The organism is Clostridium sp. UBA6640, from assembly GCF_002455975.1.
Taxonomy (GTDB): domain Bacteria; phylum Bacillota; class Clostridia; order Clostridiales; family Clostridiaceae; genus Clostridium_J.
In genome coordinates this window covers 1-23,466 of the sequence record NZ_DKLM01000167.1, presented here as the reverse complement: position 1 = coordinate 23,466, position 23,466 = coordinate 1, and the positions used below count along the sequence as shown (strand labels likewise).

The window sequence follows — 23,466 nt, the reverse complement described above, 5'->3', positions numbered from 1 at the left end:
TGCAATGTTAATCTTATAGAAGATTTTAAATGCTTTATAATCTTTCTATTTTGTAAGAATAAAATTCACTATAGAGTAAGAATAGGAAAGTATACTTAAGATATAAATTAAGAAACTAGGAGGAAATACTATGGAGATATTAAAAACCCTTTCTCTTTGTAAAAGTTATGGTGAAGGAGAAATTAAAGTTGAAGCATTAAAGAATATTAATCTTTCTATAAATCAAGGTGAGTTTGTTGCAATAGTAGGGGCAAGTGGTTCAGGGAAAAGTACATTATTACATCTGTTAGGAGGGGTAGATAGACCTACCTCAGGAAATGTCATTGTTGATAATGTAGATGTGTATAATTTAAATGAAAATCAGCTTGCAGTATTTAGAAGAAGGAAAGTAGGATTTATATTTCAGTTTTATAACTTAATACCTGTACTTACTGCAGAAGAAAATATAAAGCTTCCTCTTCTTTTAGATTATAAAAAAGAAGATAAAAATTACCTTGATGATTTAATTAATATTTTAGGTATAAAAGATAGATTACATCATCTTCCCTCTGAGCTTTCAGGAGGACAACAACAAAGAGTTTCTATAGGAAGAGCTTTAGCCTATAAACCGTCTATAATATTAGCGGATGAGCCAACAGGAAATTTGGACTCTAAAAACTCAAAAGAAATATTAGAACTATTAAAACTTTCAGTTAAAAAATATAATCAAACACTTATAATGATTACTCATGACGTAAATATTGCCTCTCAAGCAGATAGAGTTATTACTTTAGAGGATGGCAAGATGGTAAGTGATGAGGTGATAAGAAGATGAAAAGCTACAGTGAAATTACAGGAAGATATTTAAAGGTACAAAAAAAGAGGACTATTCTGACTATAATAGGGATAGTACTTTCAGTAGCACTTATAACTTCTATTGCCACAATGTTTAAAAGCTTTCAAGATAATAGGATAAGACAAGTAAAGGAATTTTCAGGAGATTTCCATGTATCCTTCAGAGATGTAAATGGTGGACATATACCTTATTTTGAAGCTCATAAGGATATAAAGAAAATGGGAATAACTAGATATGATGGGGCGAGCATCATCGATAAAAATAAAAAAAGTGGTAGAAATGTAGGCCTTTATGTAGAGTCTTACAATAAAGGAATGTTTGAATTAAAAAATATTAAATTAAGTGAAGGACGCCTTCCGCAAAAGGAAAATGAAATTATTCTTGAGCCTTGGGCTATGGAAGCGCTAAACGTTAAAGTTGGAGATAAAATAACTTTAAAATTAGGTGAGATAATATACCCAGAAGATGAAGGTAATGGTAAAGGAATCAATTATGAAGATATAAAGTTTAAAGAGAAGAACTCTAAGGAGTATATCGTATGTGGATTAATAAAGGAATCAACATATGGAAATGCAATAAGTTATTTATCGGAAGAAAGTTCTTTAAATAAAAATTGCGAGTATAATATTTATGCCAATATAAATTTAAAAAAACAAGCTGAAGTTATAGGTAAACAAATTGTAGAAGAAGTAAATTTAGAGGAAGACAGTGTTTGGTATAATGAAGAGCTTTTAAGACTTATGTTAAAGAGCTTAGATGATAGTGAAAATAGAGCAATAGGTTTGATTGCAGTATTTTTTATAATTTTAGTTATTGTAGCAACTATTTCGGTAATTTATAATTCTTTTCATATGTCTGTTATGGAAAGGGTATCTCAATTTGGAATATTGCGTTCTGTAGGAGCATCTAAAAATCAAATAAAGAGAATTGTAATGAAAGAAGCTATGATTTTAGCAATTATATCAATTCCAATTGGATTAGTTTTAGGATTAGTGGCTTTAAAAATTGTAATTATGATATTAGGTTCACTTGCTTTCTCTATGTTTGAAGGCTTTGAAATAACTATAAATCCAATAATATTATTAGGAAGTGCAGTTTTAGGTCTTATAACTATATATATATCATCAAAGGGACCAGCAAAATTAGCTGCTAAAGTATCTCCATTAGAAGCTATTAAAAATAGTGGAAGTGTAAAGAAGGAAGATCTTAAAAAGGTTAAAAGTGGAATTATGGCAGGAAAGATCTTTGGTATAGAAGGACAAGTTGCTTATAAAAATTTAAGAAGAAATAAAACAAGGTTTAGGATAACTATTTTTTCAATGGTTATAAGTATTGTATTGTTTATTGTATTTAACTCCTTTGCTTATGACATAAAAAAAGTAGAAAAAGTTGCAATGGCGACGGAACCTGAATATAGAGTTATGCTAAGCAATTATGAATTAGAAGAAAGCACTCTATCAAAATTTTGCGAGGATATAGAGAAAATACAGGGAATAGATTTAGTGTATAAAGAAATACATGAGTCCCCAGCTATAGCTATTGAAAAGGATAAGCTTAATAAAGAGTATGAAGATTTAACGGAAACAAATTTTTATAATTTTGATGATGGAGATTATGCTTTTACCTATAGTCCATTTTATGCTTATAATAGTAAAGCTTTTGAAAAGAGCAAGAAAAATATTATAGCAGGAGAAATAAATGAGAAAAAATTAAATGAAGAAAATGGAGTTATAATAATCCAAAATGCTCATATCAAAACTAAAGATAAAAAAAGGGCTAATATTAATGTTACTAATTATAAAGTTGGAGATGAAATATCAATTATACCCTCATCAATTGCTGGAGATACAGATGAAAATTTATTAAACCATGTAGGAAAGATTAAGGTTAAAGTCTTAGGAATTCTTGAAGAAGATGCTGTATTTGAAGATAGCTGGGAATGGGGTAGCTTAAGATTTATAAGTACAGAAAAAGTATATAAAGATATATTTGGAGAACTGAGATTTAACAATTTAAATATAAGGACTGGAAAGGATGTGGATCATAAGGTAATTAAAGAAAAGCTAGAAACTATTGCTAATGAAAATAATATGTATATATTTGATAATGTGGAAGCGGCAAAGAGAGATAAAAGTATGATGATACAAATAATGGTATTTATTTATGGATTTATAACAGTAGTTACCTTGATTAGCTGTATAAATATAATAAATACTATAAATACAAATTTACTACTTAGAAAAAGAGAATTGGCAACCTTTAAATCTATAGGTATGGCAGAAAAGCAAATTAAAAAGATGATAGTTTTAGAAAGTGTATATTATGCTATTATTGCATCATTCGATGGAATATTGATAGGAATGCCATTATCCTACATTCTTTATACGTTAATGAGTGAATTGAGAGCTTATCAATGGAATATACCTTGGAGTTCAACAGTAATGGCATTTATAGGTTCCATAGTAATAGTAACTATAGCATCAATGATATCTTTAAGAAAGATGAATAAAATAAACATAATGGATAGCATTAGGGCAGAAGAATAATGTCTTAGATGATTTGCAATCTATTTAGACTTCTAAATAAAAATATTAGTTTAGCTCATATTAAGAAAATCATGACTTTGTCATGATTTTTTTAGTTTTTTTCTTTATATTTTGAAATAAAATTAGATTAATATTTACTAAGCTATTATATAGGGTTCCTTAATGAAAGTTTAGCTTATGCATGATTTTAACCTTTATAATAAAATTATCCACTGAAATATATCTTCATTAATAAATAGTTAACAGGTAAAAAAACTAAAGTTTCCTTAGATTTTAACGACTATAAATTGTATAATTTAATGTAATTTATCGTAATAAATTAAAATTTTTTAAAAAATTATTACATTTAGAAGGAGGATAACATGGTAAAGTTAAGGTTTAAAAGTATAAAAAGCAAAATGTTAGTTATGATATTACCAGTAACTATAATATCAATGCTTATGTTATCATCACTATCTTATATTACAGCAAAACAAATAATAGATAGTGAAATTAATGAAAAAATGAAATATCAAACTAATTCAGTCATCGAAAATATATCTAAAGCTTTAGACAAGCATTCAAAAATTCCTTTAATCTTAGCAAAAACAGTAGGCATATGCGGAAAAAATTTAAGTGAAAAAGACTATGAAAACTTAGTAAAGTCATATGCAGAGTCTAATGATGAAACTTTTGGATCTGGAGTATGGTATGAACCTTTTAAATACAAAAGTGATGTTAAATTTTTTGGACCATATGGTTATAAAAAAGATGGTGTAGTGACTTATACAGAAGAGTACAGTAAAGTAGATTATACATCTAGTGATTGGTATAAGCAAGGTAAAAATATAGATAAGGATTTAAGCTGGTCAGAACCATATGAAGATGAGGTTGCAAATGTAACTATGATAACTACGACAGTACCTATAGTAGACGATAAAAAAAATTTTATAGGTGTTACTACAGCAGATATAGACTTATCAAGGATACAGGAAATGATAAGAAATATAAAAGTGGGCGAAAGTGGAAGAGCATTTTTGGTAAATAAAGATGGAATATATCTTTCCGATATAGATGAAGAAAAAAATATGAAAGTTAATATTTCAAATGATACAAATGAAAGTATATCATCTATAAGTAAAGAAATATTAGAAAATGAAAGTGGAGTAGGTTATTTTAATGATTCTAATGGAAAGAATATGATATTTTATTCTAAAGTGCCAAATGTGAATTGGAAATTAGTTTTATCTATTCCAGAAAAAGAACTGTTATCTCCATTAGAAAGTTTATCTAATAAGGTATTAATAACTATGACAGGTACCATTATAGTTATAATCTTAATTGTAATACTTATAGTTAATAATATTAAAAATAGGATATCTGGTGCTAATAAATTAGCAGAATCTATAGCTTCGGGTGATTTAACAAACAGGATAGAAGTTACTAATAATGATGAATTAGGAGTAATGGCAGTTTATCTTAATAAGATGAATGATAATTTGAAGAATATAATAAAAAGTGTGTCTGACGGATTAGAACAAGTAGTTGCTACTTCGGAAGAATTAACTGCTAGTGCGGGACAAACTAGAGAAGCAGCAGATCAAATAGCTGTTTCTATACAAGAAATAGCTAACGGTAGTGACTTACAGTCATCATCATATGATATTATGTCAGAGGAAAGTGAGCAGGTATTTAAAGGCGTAGATAAAATAGCGAATGATATAAATACTGCAACAAACTCTTCGATTACTGCTTATAATAAAGCTTTCGATGGAAATGATGTCATAATAGGAACAATAAATCAAATGAATGAGATAAATTCTAAGGTATATACTTCATCTAAAATGATAAATTCTTTAGGAGAAAAATCAAGTAAAATAGGAGAGATAATATCTTTAATAACAGATATATCTTCACGAACTAATTTACTTGCATTAAATGCAGCCATAGAAGCTGCAAGAGCTGGAGAACAGGGAAAAGGCTTTGCAGTTGTTGCTGATGAAATAAGAAAATTAGCAGAGCAATCTGCCAATGCATCAAATAATATTTCTTCAATAATAAATGAAATTCAAAATGAAATTTCATTTGCTATAACCTCAATGGATGAAGGGAATAAGGCAGTTGATGAAGGAATGAATCTTGTTGAAAATGCAGGAGAATCATTTAAGGAGATATTAAGTGAAATCGAAAATGTTTCTAATAATATGAAGAGTGTTTCAGGAGTGATAGATAGTGTTTTATCAAGCACTAAAGTAATGGTTAAATCTATAGATGAAAATGCTCAAATTCCAAAGCAGACTGCTTTAAATTCGCAAAGTGTAGCGGCTTCAAGTGAAGAACAATCTGCTCTGATGCAAGAAGTTTCACATGCATCAGAAGAACTTTCAAATATGGCATTTGAGCTACAATCAGATTTAAATAAATTTAAATTATAGCCTATTATAGTATAATTTAAAAGCAAATAAGAACTTCTTTAAAGATATTTTAAAAATATTTACGAAGAAGTTCTTATTTATTTAATTTTTATTATTGTTCAATAGTTGCTTTTATGTAATTTGGTTTTCCAGTTAAATTAAGGTTAACTTCTAATTCTACTTCTTGAGTGTCCATAGGAACAGAGAATGCAGTTTCACCAGTCATTTTTCTTCCAGCTGTAAGTGCACCATCTAAGCTACCTTTTAAATCAGTTACAATAGCCATATCAAAGCTTCTTCCATCTTTATCAAGTAGCTTGAAATTTAAGACTGAACTTATAGCTGCATCTTCATTTCCTATATTTTCAATTGTAACATCTGCTGCAACCCACTTAGTTCCTTCATCAGGTTTCATGAAATCATCTGTAGGTTTTACTTCTCTAATTTTATTTACAGTAACCTTAAGGCCATCTTGTTCAAAAGTATCTCCAACCTTAAGTTCTTTATCTTCTTTTTTACTTTCTTCCACTACAGGTTTATCTGTATTTTCATCAGCTTTTGTATTATCTGATGAACATCCTACAAAAGCAAGAAGAGAAACAGCTGCTAAAGAAGCACAGATTAATCTAAATTTTTTACTTATCATAATTTAACCCTCCAATAAAATTATAGTATAAAGTTATATCTATATAAAATTAATTAAATACAACTTATTTATGAAAATTATAGCATAAAATTATACTTATGTAAAATTAATGAATTATATTGTTGTTTTATGTAGAATATTAAATAATTAGCATGATGATATAAAATCTAAATTTAATAAGAATTTTTTATAAAGAATTAAGTGAATAAATATATTGATATAAATAATAAGTAGAATATAAATTTTTCATTAGGAATAGTGATTTTATCGCGATTTTTCTTTTTAGTGGTATAATAAATATTACTATATAAATTTAGATTGGAGATATGAGATGTCAAAAATATTGGTTTTAGCTGAAAAGCCTTCTGTTGGTAAAGAGTTAGGGAAGGTTTTAGGTTGTAATAAAGTTAATAATGGATATTTAGAAGGAAATAAATATATAGTTACTTGGGCACTTGGACATTTAGTTACATTGGCTGACCCAGAAGCTTACGATAATAAATATAAGGTTTGGAGTTTAGAAAATTTACCTATGCTTCCTAAAAAGATGGAACTTGTGGTAATTAAACAAGGTGGAAAACAGTTTAGTGTTGTTAAAAATCTTATGAAACGAGAGGATGTTGCAAGTCTTATTATAGCTACAGATGCTGGAAGAGAAGGAGAGCTTGTAGCGAGATGGATTATGGAAAAAGCTAATTTTAGAAAGCCTTTTAAAAGACTTTGGATTTCTTCTCAAACAGAAAAAGCTATAAAAGATGGATTTAATAATTTAAAAGATGGAAGGGCTTATGATAATTTATATAAGGCAGCACAATGTAGAGCTGAGGCAGATTGGCTTGTAGGTTTAAACGTAACTAGAGCACTGGCAAGTAAATATAATGCACAATTATCAGCAGGACGTGTGCAAACACCAACCCTTTATATGATAGTAAAAAGAGAAGAGGAAATTAAAAAATTTAAACCTGTGGATTATTACAGTATAGATGTGAAAACTAAAGGTTTTAATTTAAGTTATGTGGATAAAAATAATAATAATAGAATTTTTGACAAGAAAAAGGCTGATATTATAGCAAGCGATTTTAAAAATGGCACTATAACAATTAGCGAGGTTAAAAGTGAGAATAAAAAGGAGCTTCCACCATTAGCTTATGATTTAACAGAACTTCAAAGGGACGCTAATAGAAGATATGGTTATTCTGCAAAGCAAACTCTTCAGCTTATGCAAAGATTATATGAAAATCATAAGTTATTAACTTATCCTAGAACAGATTCAAGATATTTAACTAGTGATATGGTATCTACCTTAAGTGATAGACTTAAAGCAGTGAATGTAGGGCCTTATAGTGAAGCTGTAAGAAAAATATTAAGAGGAAAAATTAACGCTACTAAAAGGTTAGTTGATAACTCTAAGGTATCAGATCACCATGCTATTATTCCTACTGAACAGCATGTTAATTTATCTTCACTAAGTTTTGAGGAGAGAAATATATATGACTTAGTTGTTAAAAGATTTTTAGAGGTTTTATCTCCAGCTTTTGAATATGAACAAATTACAGTTAAGGGAGAATGCAATAATCATATTGTAAGAGCTAGGGGAAAAGTTGTTAAATCCTTAGGATGGAAAGAAATCAGTGGAAATGTAGTTAATGATAAAGAAGATGAGGATGAAAAAGAACAAAATCTACCAAGTATTAATGCTGGGGATAAATTAAAAGTAGAAGGAGTTTCCTTAAGAACTCTACAAACTAAACCACCAGCAAGATACACAGAAGCTACATTACTTTCAGCTATGGAAAATCCTCAAAAGTTTATGGAAGACAATAAAGCCTTAAAAGAAGCTATAAATGAAGCAGGGGGACTAGGAACTCCAGCTACAAGAGCAGATATTATTGAAAAATTGTTTTCTACATTTTATGTAGAGAGAAAAGGTAAGGAAATACATCCAACTTCTAAAGGAATTCAGCTTATAGACTTAGCGCCAGAAGATTTGAAATCACCTAAGCTTACAGCAAAATGGGAACAAACTTTAAACTTAATAAGCAAAGGAAGCTCAAATCCTAAAGATTTTGTAGAGGAAATGAGAAGATATTCTGCAGAGCTTGTTAAAACAGTAGCAGGTAGTAGTACAAAATATGTTCATGATAACATGACTAGAGAAAAATGTCCTGATTGTGGCAAATATCTACTAGAGGTAAATGGCAAAAAAGGAAAGATACTTGTATGTCAAGATAGAGCCTGTGGATATAGAAAAGGAATAGCAAGAGTAACTAATTCAAGATGTCCAGAATGTCACAAAAAGCTAGAGTTAAGAGGACAAGGAGAAGGGCAGATATTTGTATGTCCAAACTGTAGCTATAGAGAAAAAATGTCTGAGTTTAAAAATAGAAAGCAAGAGGGTAACAAAAAAGTTACTAAACAAGAAGTAAATAAATATTTAAGAAAGCAACAAAAAGAAAATAATGAACCTATAAATTCTGCATTAGCAGATGCTTTATCAAAATTAAAGTTTTAAAAAATTGTTTTAATTGAAATCAATTTTTATTAATTTTGTTAAAACCCCAGAGAAAGGAACTTTCACTGGGGTTTTAATCTGTATAAAAAGTTATAATATAAAGCTTATCATAGCTTACTTTATTTTTTATGAGATTGATAAAATTATATATAAAATGGTGAAATTTTACGATACTATATATAGTATATGAATTAAAGAAAATAGTAGCATTATAGATAAAGGAGGAGTTTATGGGGAGATTTATTGGACTTAGAGTATTAAAAACTGCTATTGGAGCAACACTTGCCATTATCTTAGCTAAGGCAATAGGATTACAATATGCTGTATCAGCTGGGGTTATTACTATTTTAACTATTCAAAATACAAAGAAAAAATCAATTGCTTTAGCCTTTCAAAGATTCGGCTCTACAGTAATGGCCTTAGTAATAGCAGCTATTTTATTTACTGCATTTGGCTATAATGCTGTATCATTTGGAGTATTTTTACTTATTTTTATTCCATTTACGGTGAAGTTTAATTTGACAGACGGTATAGTAGTCAGCTCAGTACTAGTAACTCATTTATTAGTTGAAAAGTCTATTTCGCTTTACTGGATGAAAAATGAGATATTACTTATGACAGTAGGAGCAGGAATTGGAATTTTACTAAATGCTTATATGCCTAAAATTGAAGGTGAGATAAAAGAAGATCAGCGTTATATTGAAGAGAGTATACGAAAAATACTGTTAAATATGGCTCATACTTTAAGAAGTCACTCTATTTATATAGATGAAGAACAGACATTTCAAGATTTAGAGAAACGATTAAAAGAAGCAAATGAGCGTGCAAGGCAGCATTTAGATAATTATATTATGCATGAAGTGAAATACTATGTACAATATATGGAAATGAGAACTACTCAATTTACAATATTAGAACATATGCGTAAACATATTGTTAAGTTTGAAATGACGCCAACTCAAACGGAGATTGTGGCAAGTTTTGCAGAAAAAATTGCTCTAGAGCTCCATGAATATAACAGTGCAGAAGAACTATTAAAAGAATTTAAGGTTGTATTAGAAGCCTGTCGTATTCAAGAGTTACCAAAGACTAGAGAAGAGTTTGAGAGCAGGGCAATATTATTTCAATTTCTAAACGATTTAGAGTACCTATTAGAAGTGAAACGAGATTTTAAAAATAATTTAGATAGAGAAGAAATTGGATATTTCTGGCCAAGTGAAAAGTAAGTGATATAAAAATATAAAAGAGCAAAAATACTATTGAATGTTATATAAGTTTCGATAGTATTTTTATTTTAATTTTATGTAAAAATAATCCAGTTTAATGTTATAATTAATTGAAGGTTTAGCGAAATGAGGGGGATTTATGGATAAAAATATTGTATTTGCAAGCTTAGAAAATATAGATGATATCTTACTTATGGCTTTACAATTATGGCCTGATAATACTTATGAGGGACTTAAAGAAGAGCTAACAGAAATTTTAAATAATGAAAAAGAAGAAATACTTCTATACAAGCTAGAAAATGAGTTTATTGGATTTAATCATGTTGCTATAAGGCATGATTATGTGGAGGGATCAGATTCTAGTCCTGTTGGATTTATAGAAGGTATATTTGTAAAAGAAAACCATAGAGGAAAAGGTATTGCTAAAATATTAGTTAGAAGTAGTGAAGAATGGGCAAAATCAAGAGGATGTACACAAATGGGATCCGATGTTGAATTTAACAATGTAGAGAGCTATAACTTTCATAAAAAAATAGGATATACGGAAGTTAATAGAATAATATGCTTTTTAAAGGATATAGGCTAATCATTTTAGATTTAAGGAGTAAAAAAATTATGCCAAAAGTGAAGTTAACTATAAAAGAAAGTAAATGCAGATGTGGATATTATAAAAGTGGTGATAGTTTTATTGTTGAAGATATATGTCCACCTATTTGCCATGAACTTTGGAATAGTATATATCCAAGTGTATACGCTCTTCTAAATGGTGCTACATTAGACTATGGTAATTATAAAGAGAAAAAATTTCAAATGAAATGTCCTGATAATGGTAGAGTTGTTATTTATGGAGAAGTAGAAGAAAGTGAAGTTAAATAAGAACATAATTATATTATTTATCAAAGATACGTATATGATAAAATGACCATAACAATATATGAAGAAATTATAAAATAGGGATTTCTAAAGGAAATGTCAAAACAAATAATAGTTTGGCTTAATAAAAATAGGGGTGAATTATATAATGAAGAAAATTATTTCATTAATTTTAATAATAGGGGTTATATGTATTTTTGCTGTAAATAGTGATGCAAAGTATATTTCTGGAAATAGCGATAGAATAGATAAATGGGAAAAGGACATTAATTATATTGCAGATAAACTTCCTAAAAAGCACAAAAATATGTTTTTTAAATTAAATGAAGAAGAGTTTAAAAATGAAATAAATGAATTAAAAGGACAATTGAATCAAATGAATGATGCTGAAATTAAAGCTAATTTATCTCAAATAGTTGCTTCAATTGGAGATGCTCATACTTCAATTAACTTTAGTGAAGAAAAAATCTTTCCATTAGAATTTTACTGGTTCAATGATGGAATTTATCTTATAAACACTTTAGAGGATTATAAGGATTTTAAATATAAAAAACTTGAAAAAATTGATAATAAAGATATCAACGAAATAATTGAAAGAATATCTTCCGTAGTTTCTCATGAAAATGAAGCTATTTTAAAATCACAAATTCCTATTAGGATAGCTCTGCCTGAGTTACTTAAAGGGTTAAATATTATTGAAAATGTTGAGAGTGCAACTTTTACTTTTGAGGGTAATAGTGAAAAAAGTATTAATGTTAAAGCGTTAGATGGAGAAGAAGTATTTGAGAATATATTTGGGAAAGGTAGAGAGGGCGAAAATATTCCTTTATATATGCAAAACAAAGACAAGTATTATTGGTTTAAACATTTAGAAGACAAAAAAGCAGTATATTNNTATTTTAATTATAGTCAATGTATGGAGATGAAAGAGAAACCTTTTAAAGAATTTTCTGCAGAGCTTATGAATGTAATTAATACTAAAGGTGTAGAAAAGCTTATTATAGACATTAGAAATAATGGCGGAGGAAACTCAATGATACTGGAAAATTTAATTAATGAAATAGGAAAAAGTGAGTTAAATAAGAAAGGCAAATTATTTGTTATTATAGGTAGGAGAACTTTTTCATCGGCTATATTAAATGCTATAGAATTAAATAATAATACTGATGCTATTTTTGTTGGAGAACCTACAGGTGGAAAACCAAATCATTATGGTGAGGTAAAAAGTTTTGAACTTCCTAATAATAAGATAACTGTAAGGTATTCAAGTAAATATTTTAAAAATTACGATAAAGATATGGATACTTTTGTGCCAGATAAAAATATAGAATTAACTATAGAAGATTATATAAACAATGTGGATCCAGTACTTGAGTATATTCTTCAATGATATTAAGATTAAATTTGTTTAGAACAGGGTTGAAATTATATAAAAAATTAAGGAAAGTTTATTTGCTTTCCTTAATTTTTTTGAGAGTTAATACAAATTACCCTTACATTACATAATAAAATTGAAACATAAACATTTCTTAAATAATATTATAAGTGTTCAATATAATACAAGTACTAGTAAATCGTAAATTTGGAGTTTCACCTATAAAAAGCAATATACAACTTCAAATAAAAAGTAATTCTTTTTATTTGAAGTATTAGATTATTATTGTAGAATAATGAGTAGAAATAAATCTATATACCTAGTAAGGTATGAATTAAACAAATCTGTTAAGGAGGAATTATGTTTAGAAAAGTACAACAACAAAAGTATATGATATTTTTAAGGTATGGATATATATTACTTTTTCTGCTATCTTTCGGGAAAGAATATAAAAATATAGGTTCATTAGAAGTTATAATTTTCCTAACTTATATTATAAATAATCAGTTAAGATATTTTATATTACCTGAGGAAAATATTTATATAGTGCCGTCACTGATACTTGAATTATTGTTAGGTTATAACTTATATACTTTAGCTGGAAATTTTGGTGGATTAATATTTATCTTGTCATTAATAGATGTTATTTATATGTTTAAAAAAGTGTACACACTAATATATATATTGGGAATAACAATATTAATAATTACACAAAAGAACTTAGAGCTATTGATAAGTTGGATTATAGCAGTTTTACCTATATTTTTATTATTAGTAAAAGTAAAAGATGAAGAAGGAAGAAAGTTAGAGGCTCAAGACTTATATGATAAATTAAGAGAAAAAGATGAAGAGCTAAAAAGAGTAAATAAAGAATTGGAGGTTTACGCTAATACGATAGAAGAAATCACTATTTTAAGAGAAAGAAACAGAATATCAAGGGAAATACATGATAATGTTGGACATGCATTATCTACGATAATAATACAATTAGGAGCTATTGAAAAAATATGTAAAAGTGATGGAGAAGCAGCTTCAATAATGGCTAAGAATTTAGGAGATTTTGCGAAAGAAAGCATGGAAAGAGTTAGAGGAGCTGTGAGGGCTATGAAGCCTAGAGAGCTTGAGGAATATGAAGGTGTAATAGCTGTATCGGAAATGATAAAGAACTTTCAGAAGCTTACAGGGGTAGAGGTAAAATTGAGGGTATCAGATAGTGTTTGGAAATTAAATTCAGATCAGACTATGGTTATATATAGAATAATCCAAGAATTTTTATCTAATGCTGTAAGGCATGGTAAGTCAACAGAGGTAAAAATATTCTTGAATTTTTTAGAAACTCATTTGAGAATTCATTTAAAAGATAATGGAGTAGGATGTTCTAAGGTTGTACCAGGAATTGGACTTCAAAGCATAAAAGAAAGAGTTGCAACTTGGGGAGGTAATATAGAGTATTTTACTAAAGAAGGGCAAGGCTTTGAGCTTGTAGTAACAATGGATAAAGTGAAGCTAAGTTTAGATGGAGTATAATTTTTATTATAGGAGAGCGAAATAAATGGAAAAAATAAAAATAATAATAGTTGATGATGAAAAATTAATTAGAGAAGGGTTAAAAATAATACTTTCCACCTATGAAGATATTGAGGTTTTGTCTATATGTGAAAATGGAAGAGTTGCCTTTGAATTTTGCAGAGAAAATACTGTTGATGTAGTTTTGATGGATATAAGGATGGAAGAATGTGATGGGGTGCTTGGAACAAAGCTAATTAAGGAAACTACACCTAATACGAAAGTTTTAGTTTTAACTACCTTTAAAGATGGAGAGTATATTGAAGAGGCACTTAAAAATGGGGCTTCAGGATATCTTCTTAAAGATAGTTCTTATGATTTAATATACGGTGGAATTAAAGCAGTTCATGGAGGTAATGTAGTAGTTCACCCAGAAATTATTACAAAGCTTATGGTGAAAGAAGAAACAGAGTGTGAACAGTTAAAAACAGAGTGTATAAAAAAAGAAACAGGGTTAACGGAAAGAGAGTTAACTATAATTAAGGAAATAGCTAAAGGATTATCAAATAAGGAAATAGGAGAAAACATGTTTTTAACTGAAGGAACTATAAAAAACAATATAACCACCATACTTTCAAAGCTTTCCCTCAGAGATAGAACTCAGATAGCTATATTTGCTTTTAAAAATAACTTGGCTCAGTAATATTATAATGTAATAATTTTTAGGTTAATATTCAAATTTTAAATAATTGGCAGCAAAAATAAATATTAAATTAAGAAGTGAAATAATTCATAAGACATTTACGCTCAAAGAGGTTGATTATATCAGCCTCTTTGCTTTTAGCACTACATTAAATGACTTAAGTCATTTAATGTGATGACCTAGGCTAATAGGTAGAATGACAAAATTAATTTATAATTGACTTATAAGGTTAATGGAGGTAAGTAGTATGAAGTTTATAGAAACTAAAAACTTAACAAAAAGATTTAATGATAAGCTTGTTATAGATAATGTTTCTTTAGGAATAGAAAAGGGTGAAATTTTTGGATTACTTGGTCCTAATGGAGCTGGTAAATCTACTTTAATTAATTTGATAGTTGGACTTTTAAAAATAGATAGAGGAGAAGTAGTTATAGGGGGGTACAATATATCAAAGGAACCTTTAAAGGCAAAGGAAAAAATAGGACTAGTTCCACAAGAAATAGCTCTTTTCGAAAACTTAAATGCTAAAGAAAATCTAGAATATTGGGGAGGACTTTATGGATTAAGGGGAGCTATGTTAAGAGAGAGAATAAATGAAGCTTTAGAAATAGCAGCTTTACAGGAACATATAAAAAAGCCTGTAAAAAAATATTCTGGAGGAATGAAAAGAAGACTTAATATAGCTGCAGCTATGATGCATCATCCAGAGGTTTTAATTATGGACGAGCCTACAGTAGGAGTAGATCCTCAATCAAGAAATCATATTTTTGAAGTGGTTAAGAAAATGAATAAAGAATATAATTCAACAATAATATACACTTCCCACTATATGGAGGAGATAGAAACACTCTGTGACAATATATTTATTCTTGATTTAGGAAAAGAAGTTGCTTATGGGAGTAAAGAAGAATTAAAAAGAATGGTTATAAGCGATAAGGTAATAAAAATAAAAGCTCAAGGAGAGCTAGAAAAACTTATGTTTGATATAAAGAAACTTTCTGCCATAAGAGGAGTAGAAATAAAAGGGGAAGAGCTTAAAATAATAGCAAATGAAAAGATAACCCTTAATGAATTATTTAATGAAATTTCAAAACATAAAGTAGAAGTGAAAAATATAGGTATAGAAGAACCAAATTTAGAAGAAGTTTTCTTAACTTTAACTGGTAAAAAATTAAGAGATAAGGAGGAATAAAAATGCAAATATTTCCTCAGATTAAAAAGNNTTATTTGTTTTTTAATTTTTCCAATGATAATGGCTTATATATACGGCACAATGCAAGAGGATATGTTTCAAGGAAAAAGTCATTTTGAACCAATAAAAACTATTTTTAATTATAATAAATCTTCAAAAGAAGGAGAAGTTTTAAAAGCAATACTAGAGGACAAACAGACGGAAAGTTTTATAGCTGTTGTGGAAGATGAAGAACCTCAATGTAAAGTAACCATAAGTGATGATTTTAGAACCATAGATATTGAAAAATTAAAGGGATCAGATACTCAAGTAGACATGGTGAAGAGATTTATGGAAACCTTTAATGAAAATATAAATCAATATAATACAGTGGTAGATAATATAAATAAATTAAGTTTAACCTCTGTAGAAAAAGAGGAATTAATAAATAAGATACTATTTAAATTACAAGAAAATAATAGAGAACCATTAATAAAAGAACAGTTGGTAGAAGGCTATAAAAGTTTGGGGGCTAGAGAGTATTATACAATTTCAATGTTTAGTTTTACGTCAATAATGCTTGTTGTAGTTTTAATAAAAGGATTCTATAAGGAGAAGAAACAAGGAGTAATTAGAAGAAGCTTTTCTACGCCAAATAGTAAGATAAGTTATCTTTTAGGATATTTAAGCTCTTGTTTTATATTAGCATTATTTATAAATATTATTTATGTAGCTATAAATATAATATTAGGAATAGCATTCTTAGATAATTTTATAGGGAATACTATAATTATAATACTTCAAAGCTTACTTCAAACAGCTGTGGTAGGAATGATAATTTCTTTTATAAAAAGTGAGAGAATAGCAAATTCTATTATGAATATCATTGTATTCATACCAGCTATAATTGGTGGAGTATTCTTTTACTCTGATTTAATAGAAATTAAGATTTTAAAGTTTTTTTCAAATATCTCACCAAATTCATTAATATTAAATTCATATAAAAATTTGTCTATAGCTCAAGAAATTTATGGAGCTAAAAATCAGATAATAATTATGATGATATTATCGCTAATACTTTTAATTGTAAGTTTTATTAGAGTTAAAGTTAGTTGGGAGGAGTAATGATGAAATTCTTAATTGTTTTAAACAGTAATTTGAAAAGAATCGCTAAAAGTAAAAAGATTCTTATTGCAAACTTTCTAGTGCCAGCTATAATTATTTTAACTCTTGGATTTGTATTTAATAGAATTACTGGTACAGATAATGAATATGCAATTATAAATAGTGATAAAGGTGTTTATGGGGAAGAATTTATAAAGGGGGTTGAAAAAAATAATAAGCTTAAGGTTTATCAAAAAGATGAGGGAATAGAAAGAGTTAAGAAGAAAAGAATGTCTTTATGTTATGAGATTCCAGAAGAATTTTCAGAGTTAATATCTAAAGGTGAAAAGCCTCAAATTATTTCTCATAAAATAGAAAGTGGTATAGAGCCAGGAAACTTTCAGCTTAGCGCAAATTCTTTGATAAATAAGATGATTTTGAGAGAAGAACTTAAAAATAATGGAAAAAATATTTCATTAGAAGCTCTAAGTTATGAAGAACACAATATAAATGTAATAAGCAAAGATAAAAAAGCAATGGGTGACATCATAATTTTAAATATGATTATAAGCTTTATTCTATTTGGGTCTATAGGAATTTCTATGGAGCTATTTGAACTTAAAAGACAAAATATCTTAAAAAGAAGCTTTGCTACATCAAATAAACCTAAGACTATAATTGGAGGAGTTCTAGCAGCATTATTTTTAATATCTTCACTAGGATATAGCGGAATATTTTTATTAAATTCATTTATAAATTCAAACAACTACCTAAATAAAGCACCTATTATAATATTAAATATAGTGTTTTTAGTATTACTTGCACTTAGCTTAGGGGTATTTATTACAAGAATAATTAAAAATGAAAATCTTATAGCTATAGTATCACAAATAATAATATCCCTTACATGCTTTGTTGGAGGAAGTTTTATGCCTATAGAGATTTTACCTAAAGGTATAAGAGTATTTTCAAAATTTACTCCACAATATTGGGCACTACAATCAATCGATACAGGAAATGTTTGGCTATCATTTATAGTAGTATTATTTGCATTAGCTTTATTTACAGCAGGAACTTTTAAGACAAAAAACTTTATAGATTAAAAAAATATAACCTAATAGAACTATACTATTAGGTTATATTTATAAATACGTATGTATTTATAAAAGTTATTATTTTATAGTTTTTATTATCTTAGCAGGATTGCCACCAACAACTACATTGCTAGGTATATCTTTTACTATAACAGAGCCAGAAGCAACAACTACGTTATCACCTATAGTTACGCCAGGATTTATAGTAGAATTGCCACCTATCCAAACGTTATCTCCTATGGTTACTGGTTTTCCAAGCTCAGTTTTAAGTCTTTCTATAGGATCAATTGGGTGAGAAGCTGTATATATATGTACAGCAGGAGCTATAAAACAATTACATCCTATACGTATTTCACAAACATCTAGCATAACACAGTTAAAATTAGCATAGAAATTTTCTCCTACATGTATGTTATATCCATAATCACAATGAAAAGTAGGTTCTATATAAAGAGATTCTCCCGTAGATCCAAAGAGTTCTTTTAATATAGAAATACGTTCATCTATTTCATCTTCAGTGGAATTATTAAAAAGCCTAGTTAATTTTCGAGCTTTCATTCTCTCTTTTACTAATTCAGGATCATTTGCTATATAAGGATGACCTTCAATCATTTTTTCTTTTTCTGTCATAAAATACCTCCTTTAATAGTAGTTTTATAAGTACTTATGTATGATTATTATATGTTAGTATTTAAAAAGCTATAACAATACAAATAACTTTTAGAATAAGAGTTTAGAAAGTTCGGGATTAAGAAAAATATAGATATAAATTTATAAATATTAATTTGAAAAGTATATCTATATAATTACCATCAATAGAAAGTTCTTTTCTTGTTTTTTAGTTATAATGGAAATATAAAGTAAATTGTTTAAATATGATATTTTGAAATAGGTGCATTATGAAAATTATAATTTTAACCTAACTAGCAGAAGTTCTCATATTCAACGAAGCAAGTGGTAGTAGTTCACTATTATAGAATTCATAGATTTTATATGGAATGTAATTTGTATAATGAGTTAAAGTAAATGGAATAAAATTAAAAAGTTTTAGGAGAAAATAAATAATTATTTTTTAAATATTAAAACTATATTGACAAATTGAATATTTAGTAGTAGAATCTTATTAAATTCTATGAAGGAAAGAGTAGGTATTGGGTTAGTATCTAAAGCGAATGAGGGATGGTGGAAGCCTCGTGAGAAAAACAATGCTGAATGACATTCCAGAGAAGTTTATCTGAACGCTATTTTAGTTAATAGGATAAAACGTATTCCTACGTTACAGGATTAGAGATGGCTTTAATTTTTAATTGAAGTTAAGCAGGATGGTACCGTGAAGTTTATACTCTCACTCATGCACAATGAGTGAGAGTTTTTTAATTTTCATAATGTGCTGCTTAAAATTTAATTATATATTAAGGTTAATTAGGGTGGTACCGCGAATTTTTCGTCCCTTGAGATTTATCTCAAGGGATTTTAATTTTTAAAAGAAAGCTTTCATCAAGTAAACTAATATATCAAAATTAAGAATAAATAATTGTAAATTAGATTAATTATAAAAAACTAGTTTTTTAAATAGACTTTATAAGCATCAATAATTAGGGACATTTATGATAAATTATTGATTTCTCAAGGTAAATTAAATTTCTTTAACTTAGTAAAGAAATTGGCTTTAATTGTAGATAATTTAAAGTTTAAAATGAAGATTTATTTTAAAGGAGAGATTTATATGAAAAGAATTATGATAAATGAATTATTAAATTATGAAAATCAAATTGTATCTATAAAAGGCTGGGTTCATAGAATAAGGAAACTTAGCAAGATTGCATTTCTAGTAATAAGAGATAGAGCTGGTATGGTGCAGGTAATTATAGATAATAATGAACTTTTGAAAGATATTAAGTTAGAAGCAGTAGTTTCTATAGAGGGATTAGTGGTAAAAAGCAACAATAAGATTTCACCTATAGAGATACAAGTAAATAATGTTCAAATTATATCAGAGGTAAAGGAAGATTTACCTATAGAAGTAAATTTAGATAGAATTAATGGAAATTTAGATACTATATTAAATAATAGAGCTTTAAGCTTAAGGAATGTAGAGTTAAATACAATTTTTAAAATACAGGCATTATTGGCTCAAGGCTTTAGAGAGTATCTTATAAAAGAAGAATTCATTGAGGCTTTTACTCCTAAAATTGTAGCGGAAGGTGCAGAAGGAGGAACTGCAATTTTTGAGATTAAATATTTTGAAAAAAAAGCATATTTAACTCAAAGTCCTCAGTTTTATAAACAAATGATGGTCGGGGCAGGTTATGAGAGAGTCTTTGAAGTAGGCAGTGTTTATAGAGCAGAAGAGCATAATACCAATAGACATTTAAATGAATATGTGAGTATGGACCTTGAAATGGGATTTATTGAAGATGAAAAAGAGATTATGAAATTGGAAACAGAACTTTTGAGATATATGCTAAATAAGCTAAAAACAGAAGGTGAAGAATATTTAAAAATATTAAATATAGAAGTACCTTTTATAGGAGAAGAAATACCTTCTTTACCACTTAATGAAGCAATAGAGATACTAAAAAAGGAGTATAATAAGACTGACTTAGAAGGAGATTTGGACCCAGAAGGAGAAAGGCTCATTTGCCAATATGCTAGGGAAAAGTTAAACTCTGAATTTATATTTTTAACAGATTATCCTAAAGAAAAAAGGCCAATGTATACTATGCCTAAAGGAGATAATTTAACTCATAGTTTCGATTTGTTGTTTAGGGGACTTGAAATAACTACAGGAGGCCAAAGAATTCATAATTACGAAATGCTTATGGAAAATATGATATTAAAAGGACTAAATCCAGAAAATTTTCATAATTATATGGAATTATTTAAATTTGGTATGCCGCCTCATGGTGGTTTAGCTATAGGTCTTGAAAGATTAACAGCTCAACTTATAGGACTTAAAAATGTAAGGGAAGCTTCTTTATTCCCAAGAGATAGAACTAGAATAACACCTTAATTAGGCATCTTGAAAAAAATACTAGATCAGTATATTAGCCTATTTTCCATCATACTGCGTCATCAGAACCTGCCCATAGCTCCACTATGAGCAGAACCTAAATCCTTGTATGATATGAGGCATATTCAAAAAAATAACTAGCTATTTTATTTCATATGCTTAAAATATACTAACATCTTTGATCTATTATTTTCTTTCAGATGCCTTAGAATAAAAAAGCGTGATTTATTTCACGCTTTTTTTATTTCTCTTTTAATATGTCACGAATTTCAGTAAGTAACTCTTCTTCTTTGCTTATTTCAGTTACAGCTAGTTTGTCCTCTACTTCTTCTTTATGTTTAAATTTAGATATAAATTTTATAAATAGAAAAATAGAAAGAGAAATTATTAAGAAATCTATGACAGTTTGAATAAACATTCCATAGTTTAGAGTAAGTGCTGCCAAGCCATCCTTTTCAGGTCTAATTGTATATTTTAAAGATGTGAAGTTAACTCCACCAAGTAACAATCCTATTATAGGCATTATTATATCATTTACTAAGGAAGTAACAATTTTACCAAAGGCGCCACCGATAATAACTCCTATTGCTAAATCCATAACATTGCCCTTAAGTGCAAACTCTTTAAATTCTTTAAGCATAGAATACCTCCTATAATAAATATAATTATTATTATAGAGAAATTTCATAAAAAAATATATAGGGAATTTCTTGCATTATGCTTCGAAGATAAAATTAAATAATAGAGTATTATCAATATGGAAGTATTAATAACTAATAAAAAAACCGCAACTTAGTCACGGTTTTTGAGTTAGCTCTTCTAATAAGCTTTTCCCCAATATACTAGAGAAACTGCTTGTTTTCCGCAACATACACAATTATTAGAAATAGATTCTTGTTTAAATGGCATACATCTAGCGGTTACTCCTGCTTCTTCTTTTAATTTATCTTCGCAAGCTTTATCTCCACACCACATTGCTTTTATAAACCCAGGTTTATTTTCAGCAATATTTTTAAATTCTTCTAAAGTTAATGCATTGAAAGTTTTTGATTCTCTATGATTTTTTGCCTTTTCAAGTAAATCTATCTGAATTGCATCAAGGAGTTTAGAAAGTTCATTTTCAAGTTCATCAATAGAAGCTACAAGTTTTTCTCTTGTATCTCTTCTAACTAGAACAACTTGATTATTTTCAATATCCTTAGGACCTATTTCAAGTCTTATAGGTACTCCTTTCATTTCATATTCATTAAATTTCCATCCAGGCATTTTATCACTAGCGTCAAGTTTAACTCTAAAGCTATTAGAGATTCTTTTTTTAAGTTCTTTAGCTTTATCTAAAACTCCTTCTTTATGTTGAGCAATAGGAACTATAACTATTTGATTTGGAGCTATTTTAGGTGGTAGCACTAAGCCACTATCGTCTCCATGAACCATAATTAATGCGCCTATTAATCTAGTAGTAATTCCCCAAGAAGTTTCGTGTACATATTGTAGATTTCCATTTTTATCGCTATATTTAATATCAAAAGCTTTAGCAAAATTATCCCCAAAATTATGAGATGTACCACTTTGAAGTGCTTTACCATCATGCATTAAACTTTCTATTGTGTAGGTGGATCTAGCACCTGCAAATTTCTCTTTATCAGTTTTCTTTCCTTTTATAACAGGTATAGCAAGCACTTGCTCACAAAAATCTGCATAAAGATTTAGTATATTTATTGTTTCTTCTTCAGCTTCTTCATAAGTAGCATGTATTGTATGACCTTCTTGCCATAAAAATTCTGTAGTTCTTAAGAAAGGACGGGTTGTTTTTTCCCACCTAACAACAGAACACCATTGGTTATAAAGTTTAGGTAAATCATTGTATGATTGAACTATTTTAGCATAGTGCTCACAAAATAGAGTTTCTGAAGTAGGACGAACACAAAGTCTTTCAGTTAATTCTTCTGAGCCACCATGAGTTACCCAGGCAACCTCAGGCGCAAATCCTTCAACATGATCCTTCTCTTTTTGAAGCAAGCTTTCAGGGATAAACATAGGCATATATACATTTTCATGTCCTGTAGCTTTAAGTTTTTCATCTAGAATTTTTTGAATGTTTTCCCATATGGCATATCCATATGGACGAATTATCATGCATCCCTTAACACTAGAATAGTCAACAAGTTCTGCTTTTTTAACTATATCTGTGTACCATTTTGCAAAGTCTTCATCCATTGAGGTTATGGCTTCAACGAACTTTTTATTTTTAGACATAATTTATAACCATCCTTTACTAATTATTTTTATACATAGACTTTAGTTTAAGATTTTATTAGAATTGACATTTAGCTATTAATAATACAATTGTATATAGGGTTCCTTAATGAAAATTTAACTTATGCATGATTTTAATTTCCATAACAAGAATTCTTTTCTACGAATGAAAAATTAAGAATGAAGGATACGAATTATGGTTAAAACTCCACG

Annotated in this window: 18 protein-coding genes and 1 other annotated feature; of the genes, 14 read left to right on the top strand and 4 right to left on the bottom strand. The window is 28.2% G+C overall.

Going from position 1 to position 23,466, the window contains the following annotated elements; translation table 11 throughout:
* Positions 1–130 precede the first annotated feature (130 nt).
* The 3 genes from B2W91_RS19125 (at position 131) to B2W91_RS19115 (ending at position 5,795) form a co-directional block, all read left to right on the top strand.
* Complete coding sequence (locus tag B2W91_RS19125) at positions 131–814, top strand: ABC transporter ATP-binding protein (RefSeq protein ID WP_291583814.1); 684 nt, start codon at positions 131–133, stop codon at positions 812–814.
* A complete protein-coding gene (locus B2W91_RS19120; RefSeq protein ID WP_291583813.1) occupies positions 811–3,381 on the top strand; it encodes an ABC transporter permease in 2,571 nt (856 codons plus the stop codon). The genes B2W91_RS19125 and B2W91_RS19120 overlap by 4 nt, the downstream gene beginning before the upstream one ends.
* 362 nt (positions 3,382–3,743) lie before the next feature.
* Positions 3,744–5,795: a methyl-accepting chemotaxis protein gene (locus tag B2W91_RS19115; protein WP_291583812.1), complete on the top strand. Its 2,052-nt coding sequence runs from the start codon at positions 3,744–3,746 to the stop codon at positions 5,793–5,795.
* A 91-nt stretch (positions 5,796–5,886) separates the two neighbouring features.
* On the opposite strand, the gene B2W91_RS19110 is transcribed toward B2W91_RS19115, so the two are convergent.
* Positions 5,887–6,420, bottom strand: a complete 534-nt coding sequence (locus B2W91_RS19110; RefSeq protein ID WP_291583811.1) for a DUF4352 domain-containing protein — start codon at positions 6,418–6,420, stop codon at positions 5,887–5,889.
* A gap of 331 nt (positions 6,421–6,751) precedes the next feature.
* On the opposite strand from B2W91_RS19110, the gene B2W91_RS19105 reads away from it, so the two are divergent.
* The 10 genes from B2W91_RS19105 to B2W91_RS19060 all read left to right on the top strand — a co-directional run bounded on the left by B2W91_RS19105 (position 6,752) and on the right by B2W91_RS19060 (position 17,993).
* Positions 6,752–8,932 carry a DNA topoisomerase III gene (locus B2W91_RS19105; RefSeq protein ID WP_291583809.1) on the top strand — a complete coding sequence of 727 codons (2,181 nt, stop codon included), beginning with the start codon at positions 6,752–6,754 and terminating at the stop codon, positions 8,930–8,932.
* A 230-nt stretch (positions 8,933–9,162) separates the two neighbouring features.
* On the top strand, positions 9,163–10,158 hold the full coding sequence (locus B2W91_RS19100; RefSeq protein WP_291583806.1) for an aromatic acid exporter family protein: 996 nt from the start codon (positions 9,163–9,165) through the stop codon (positions 10,156–10,158).
* A gap of 139 nt (positions 10,159–10,297) precedes the next feature.
* Positions 10,298–10,744: an aminoglycoside 6'-N-acetyltransferase gene (gene aac(6'), locus B2W91_RS19095; RefSeq protein WP_291583804.1), complete on the top strand. Its 447-nt coding sequence runs from the start codon at positions 10,298–10,300 to the stop codon at positions 10,742–10,744.
* 29 nt (positions 10,745–10,773) lie between these two features.
* Positions 10,774–11,034: a TIGR04076 family protein gene (locus B2W91_RS19090; protein ID WP_291583802.1), complete on the top strand. Its 261-nt coding sequence runs from the start codon at positions 10,774–10,776 to the stop codon at positions 11,032–11,034.
* A gap of 145 nt (positions 11,035–11,179) precedes the next feature.
* Positions 11,180–12,421 carry a S41 family peptidase gene (locus tag B2W91_RS19085; RefSeq protein ID WP_291583800.1) on the top strand — a complete coding sequence of 414 codons (1,242 nt, stop codon included), beginning with the start codon at positions 11,180–11,182 and terminating at the stop codon, positions 12,419–12,421.
* Between the two features lie 345 nt (positions 12,422–12,766).
* On the top strand, positions 12,767–13,933 hold the full coding sequence (locus B2W91_RS19080; protein ID WP_291583799.1) for a sensor histidine kinase: 1,167 nt from the start codon (positions 12,767–12,769) through the stop codon (positions 13,931–13,933).
* Positions 13,934–13,958: 25 nt separating this feature from the next.
* Positions 13,959–14,615 (top strand): response regulator transcription factor, encoded by a 657-nt coding sequence (locus B2W91_RS19075; RefSeq protein WP_291583798.1) that lies wholly within the window; start codon positions 13,959–13,961, stop codon positions 14,613–14,615.
* 247 nt (positions 14,616–14,862) lie between these two features.
* The gene (locus tag B2W91_RS19070; RefSeq protein WP_291583796.1) at positions 14,863–15,807 is read left to right on the top strand and encodes an ABC transporter ATP-binding protein; all 945 of its coding nucleotides are present in this window, start codon (positions 14,863–14,865) and stop codon (positions 15,805–15,807) included.
* 33 nt (positions 15,808–15,840) lie between these two features.
* Positions 15,841–16,911 (top strand): ABC transporter permease, encoded by a 1,071-nt coding sequence (locus B2W91_RS19065; protein ID WP_349680822.1) that lies wholly within the window; start codon positions 15,841–15,843, stop codon positions 16,909–16,911.
* A gap of 2 nt (positions 16,912–16,913) precedes the next feature.
* Positions 16,914–17,993, top strand: coding sequence for an ABC transporter permease (locus tag B2W91_RS19060; RefSeq protein WP_291583794.1), 1,080 nt, complete (start codon positions 16,914–16,916; stop codon positions 17,991–17,993).
* Positions 17,994–18,062: 69 nt separating this feature from the next.
* Here B2W91_RS19060 and B2W91_RS19055 read toward each other — a convergent pair whose 3' ends face one another.
* The gene (locus B2W91_RS19055) at positions 18,063–18,614 is read right to left on the bottom strand and encodes a sugar O-acetyltransferase (RefSeq protein WP_291583791.1); all 552 of its coding nucleotides are present in this window, start codon (positions 18,612–18,614) and stop codon (positions 18,063–18,065) included.
* A gap of 493 nt (positions 18,615–19,107) precedes the next feature.
* Positions 19,108–19,439, top strand: a binding site (T-box leader).
* A gap of 271 nt (positions 19,440–19,710) precedes the next feature.
* Between B2W91_RS19055 and aspS the strand changes: the two genes are divergently transcribed.
* Positions 19,711–20,997 carry an aspartate--tRNA(Asn) ligase gene (gene aspS, locus B2W91_RS19050; protein WP_291583789.1) on the top strand — a complete coding sequence of 429 codons (1,287 nt, stop codon included), beginning with the start codon at positions 19,711–19,713 and terminating at the stop codon, positions 20,995–20,997.
* Between the two features lie 241 nt (positions 20,998–21,238).
* On the opposite strand, the gene mscL is transcribed toward aspS, so the two are convergent.
* Both mscL and proS read right to left on the bottom strand, forming a co-directional pair.
* The gene (gene mscL, locus B2W91_RS19045; RefSeq protein ID WP_291583787.1) at positions 21,239–21,637 is read right to left on the bottom strand and encodes a large-conductance mechanosensitive channel protein MscL; all 399 of its coding nucleotides are present in this window, start codon (positions 21,635–21,637) and stop codon (positions 21,239–21,241) included.
* 179 nt (positions 21,638–21,816) lie between these two features.
* Positions 21,817–23,253, bottom strand: coding sequence for a proline--tRNA ligase (gene proS, locus B2W91_RS19040; RefSeq protein WP_291583785.1), 1,437 nt, complete (start codon positions 23,251–23,253; stop codon positions 21,817–21,819).
* Between the last annotated feature and the right edge of the window lie 213 nt (positions 23,254–23,466).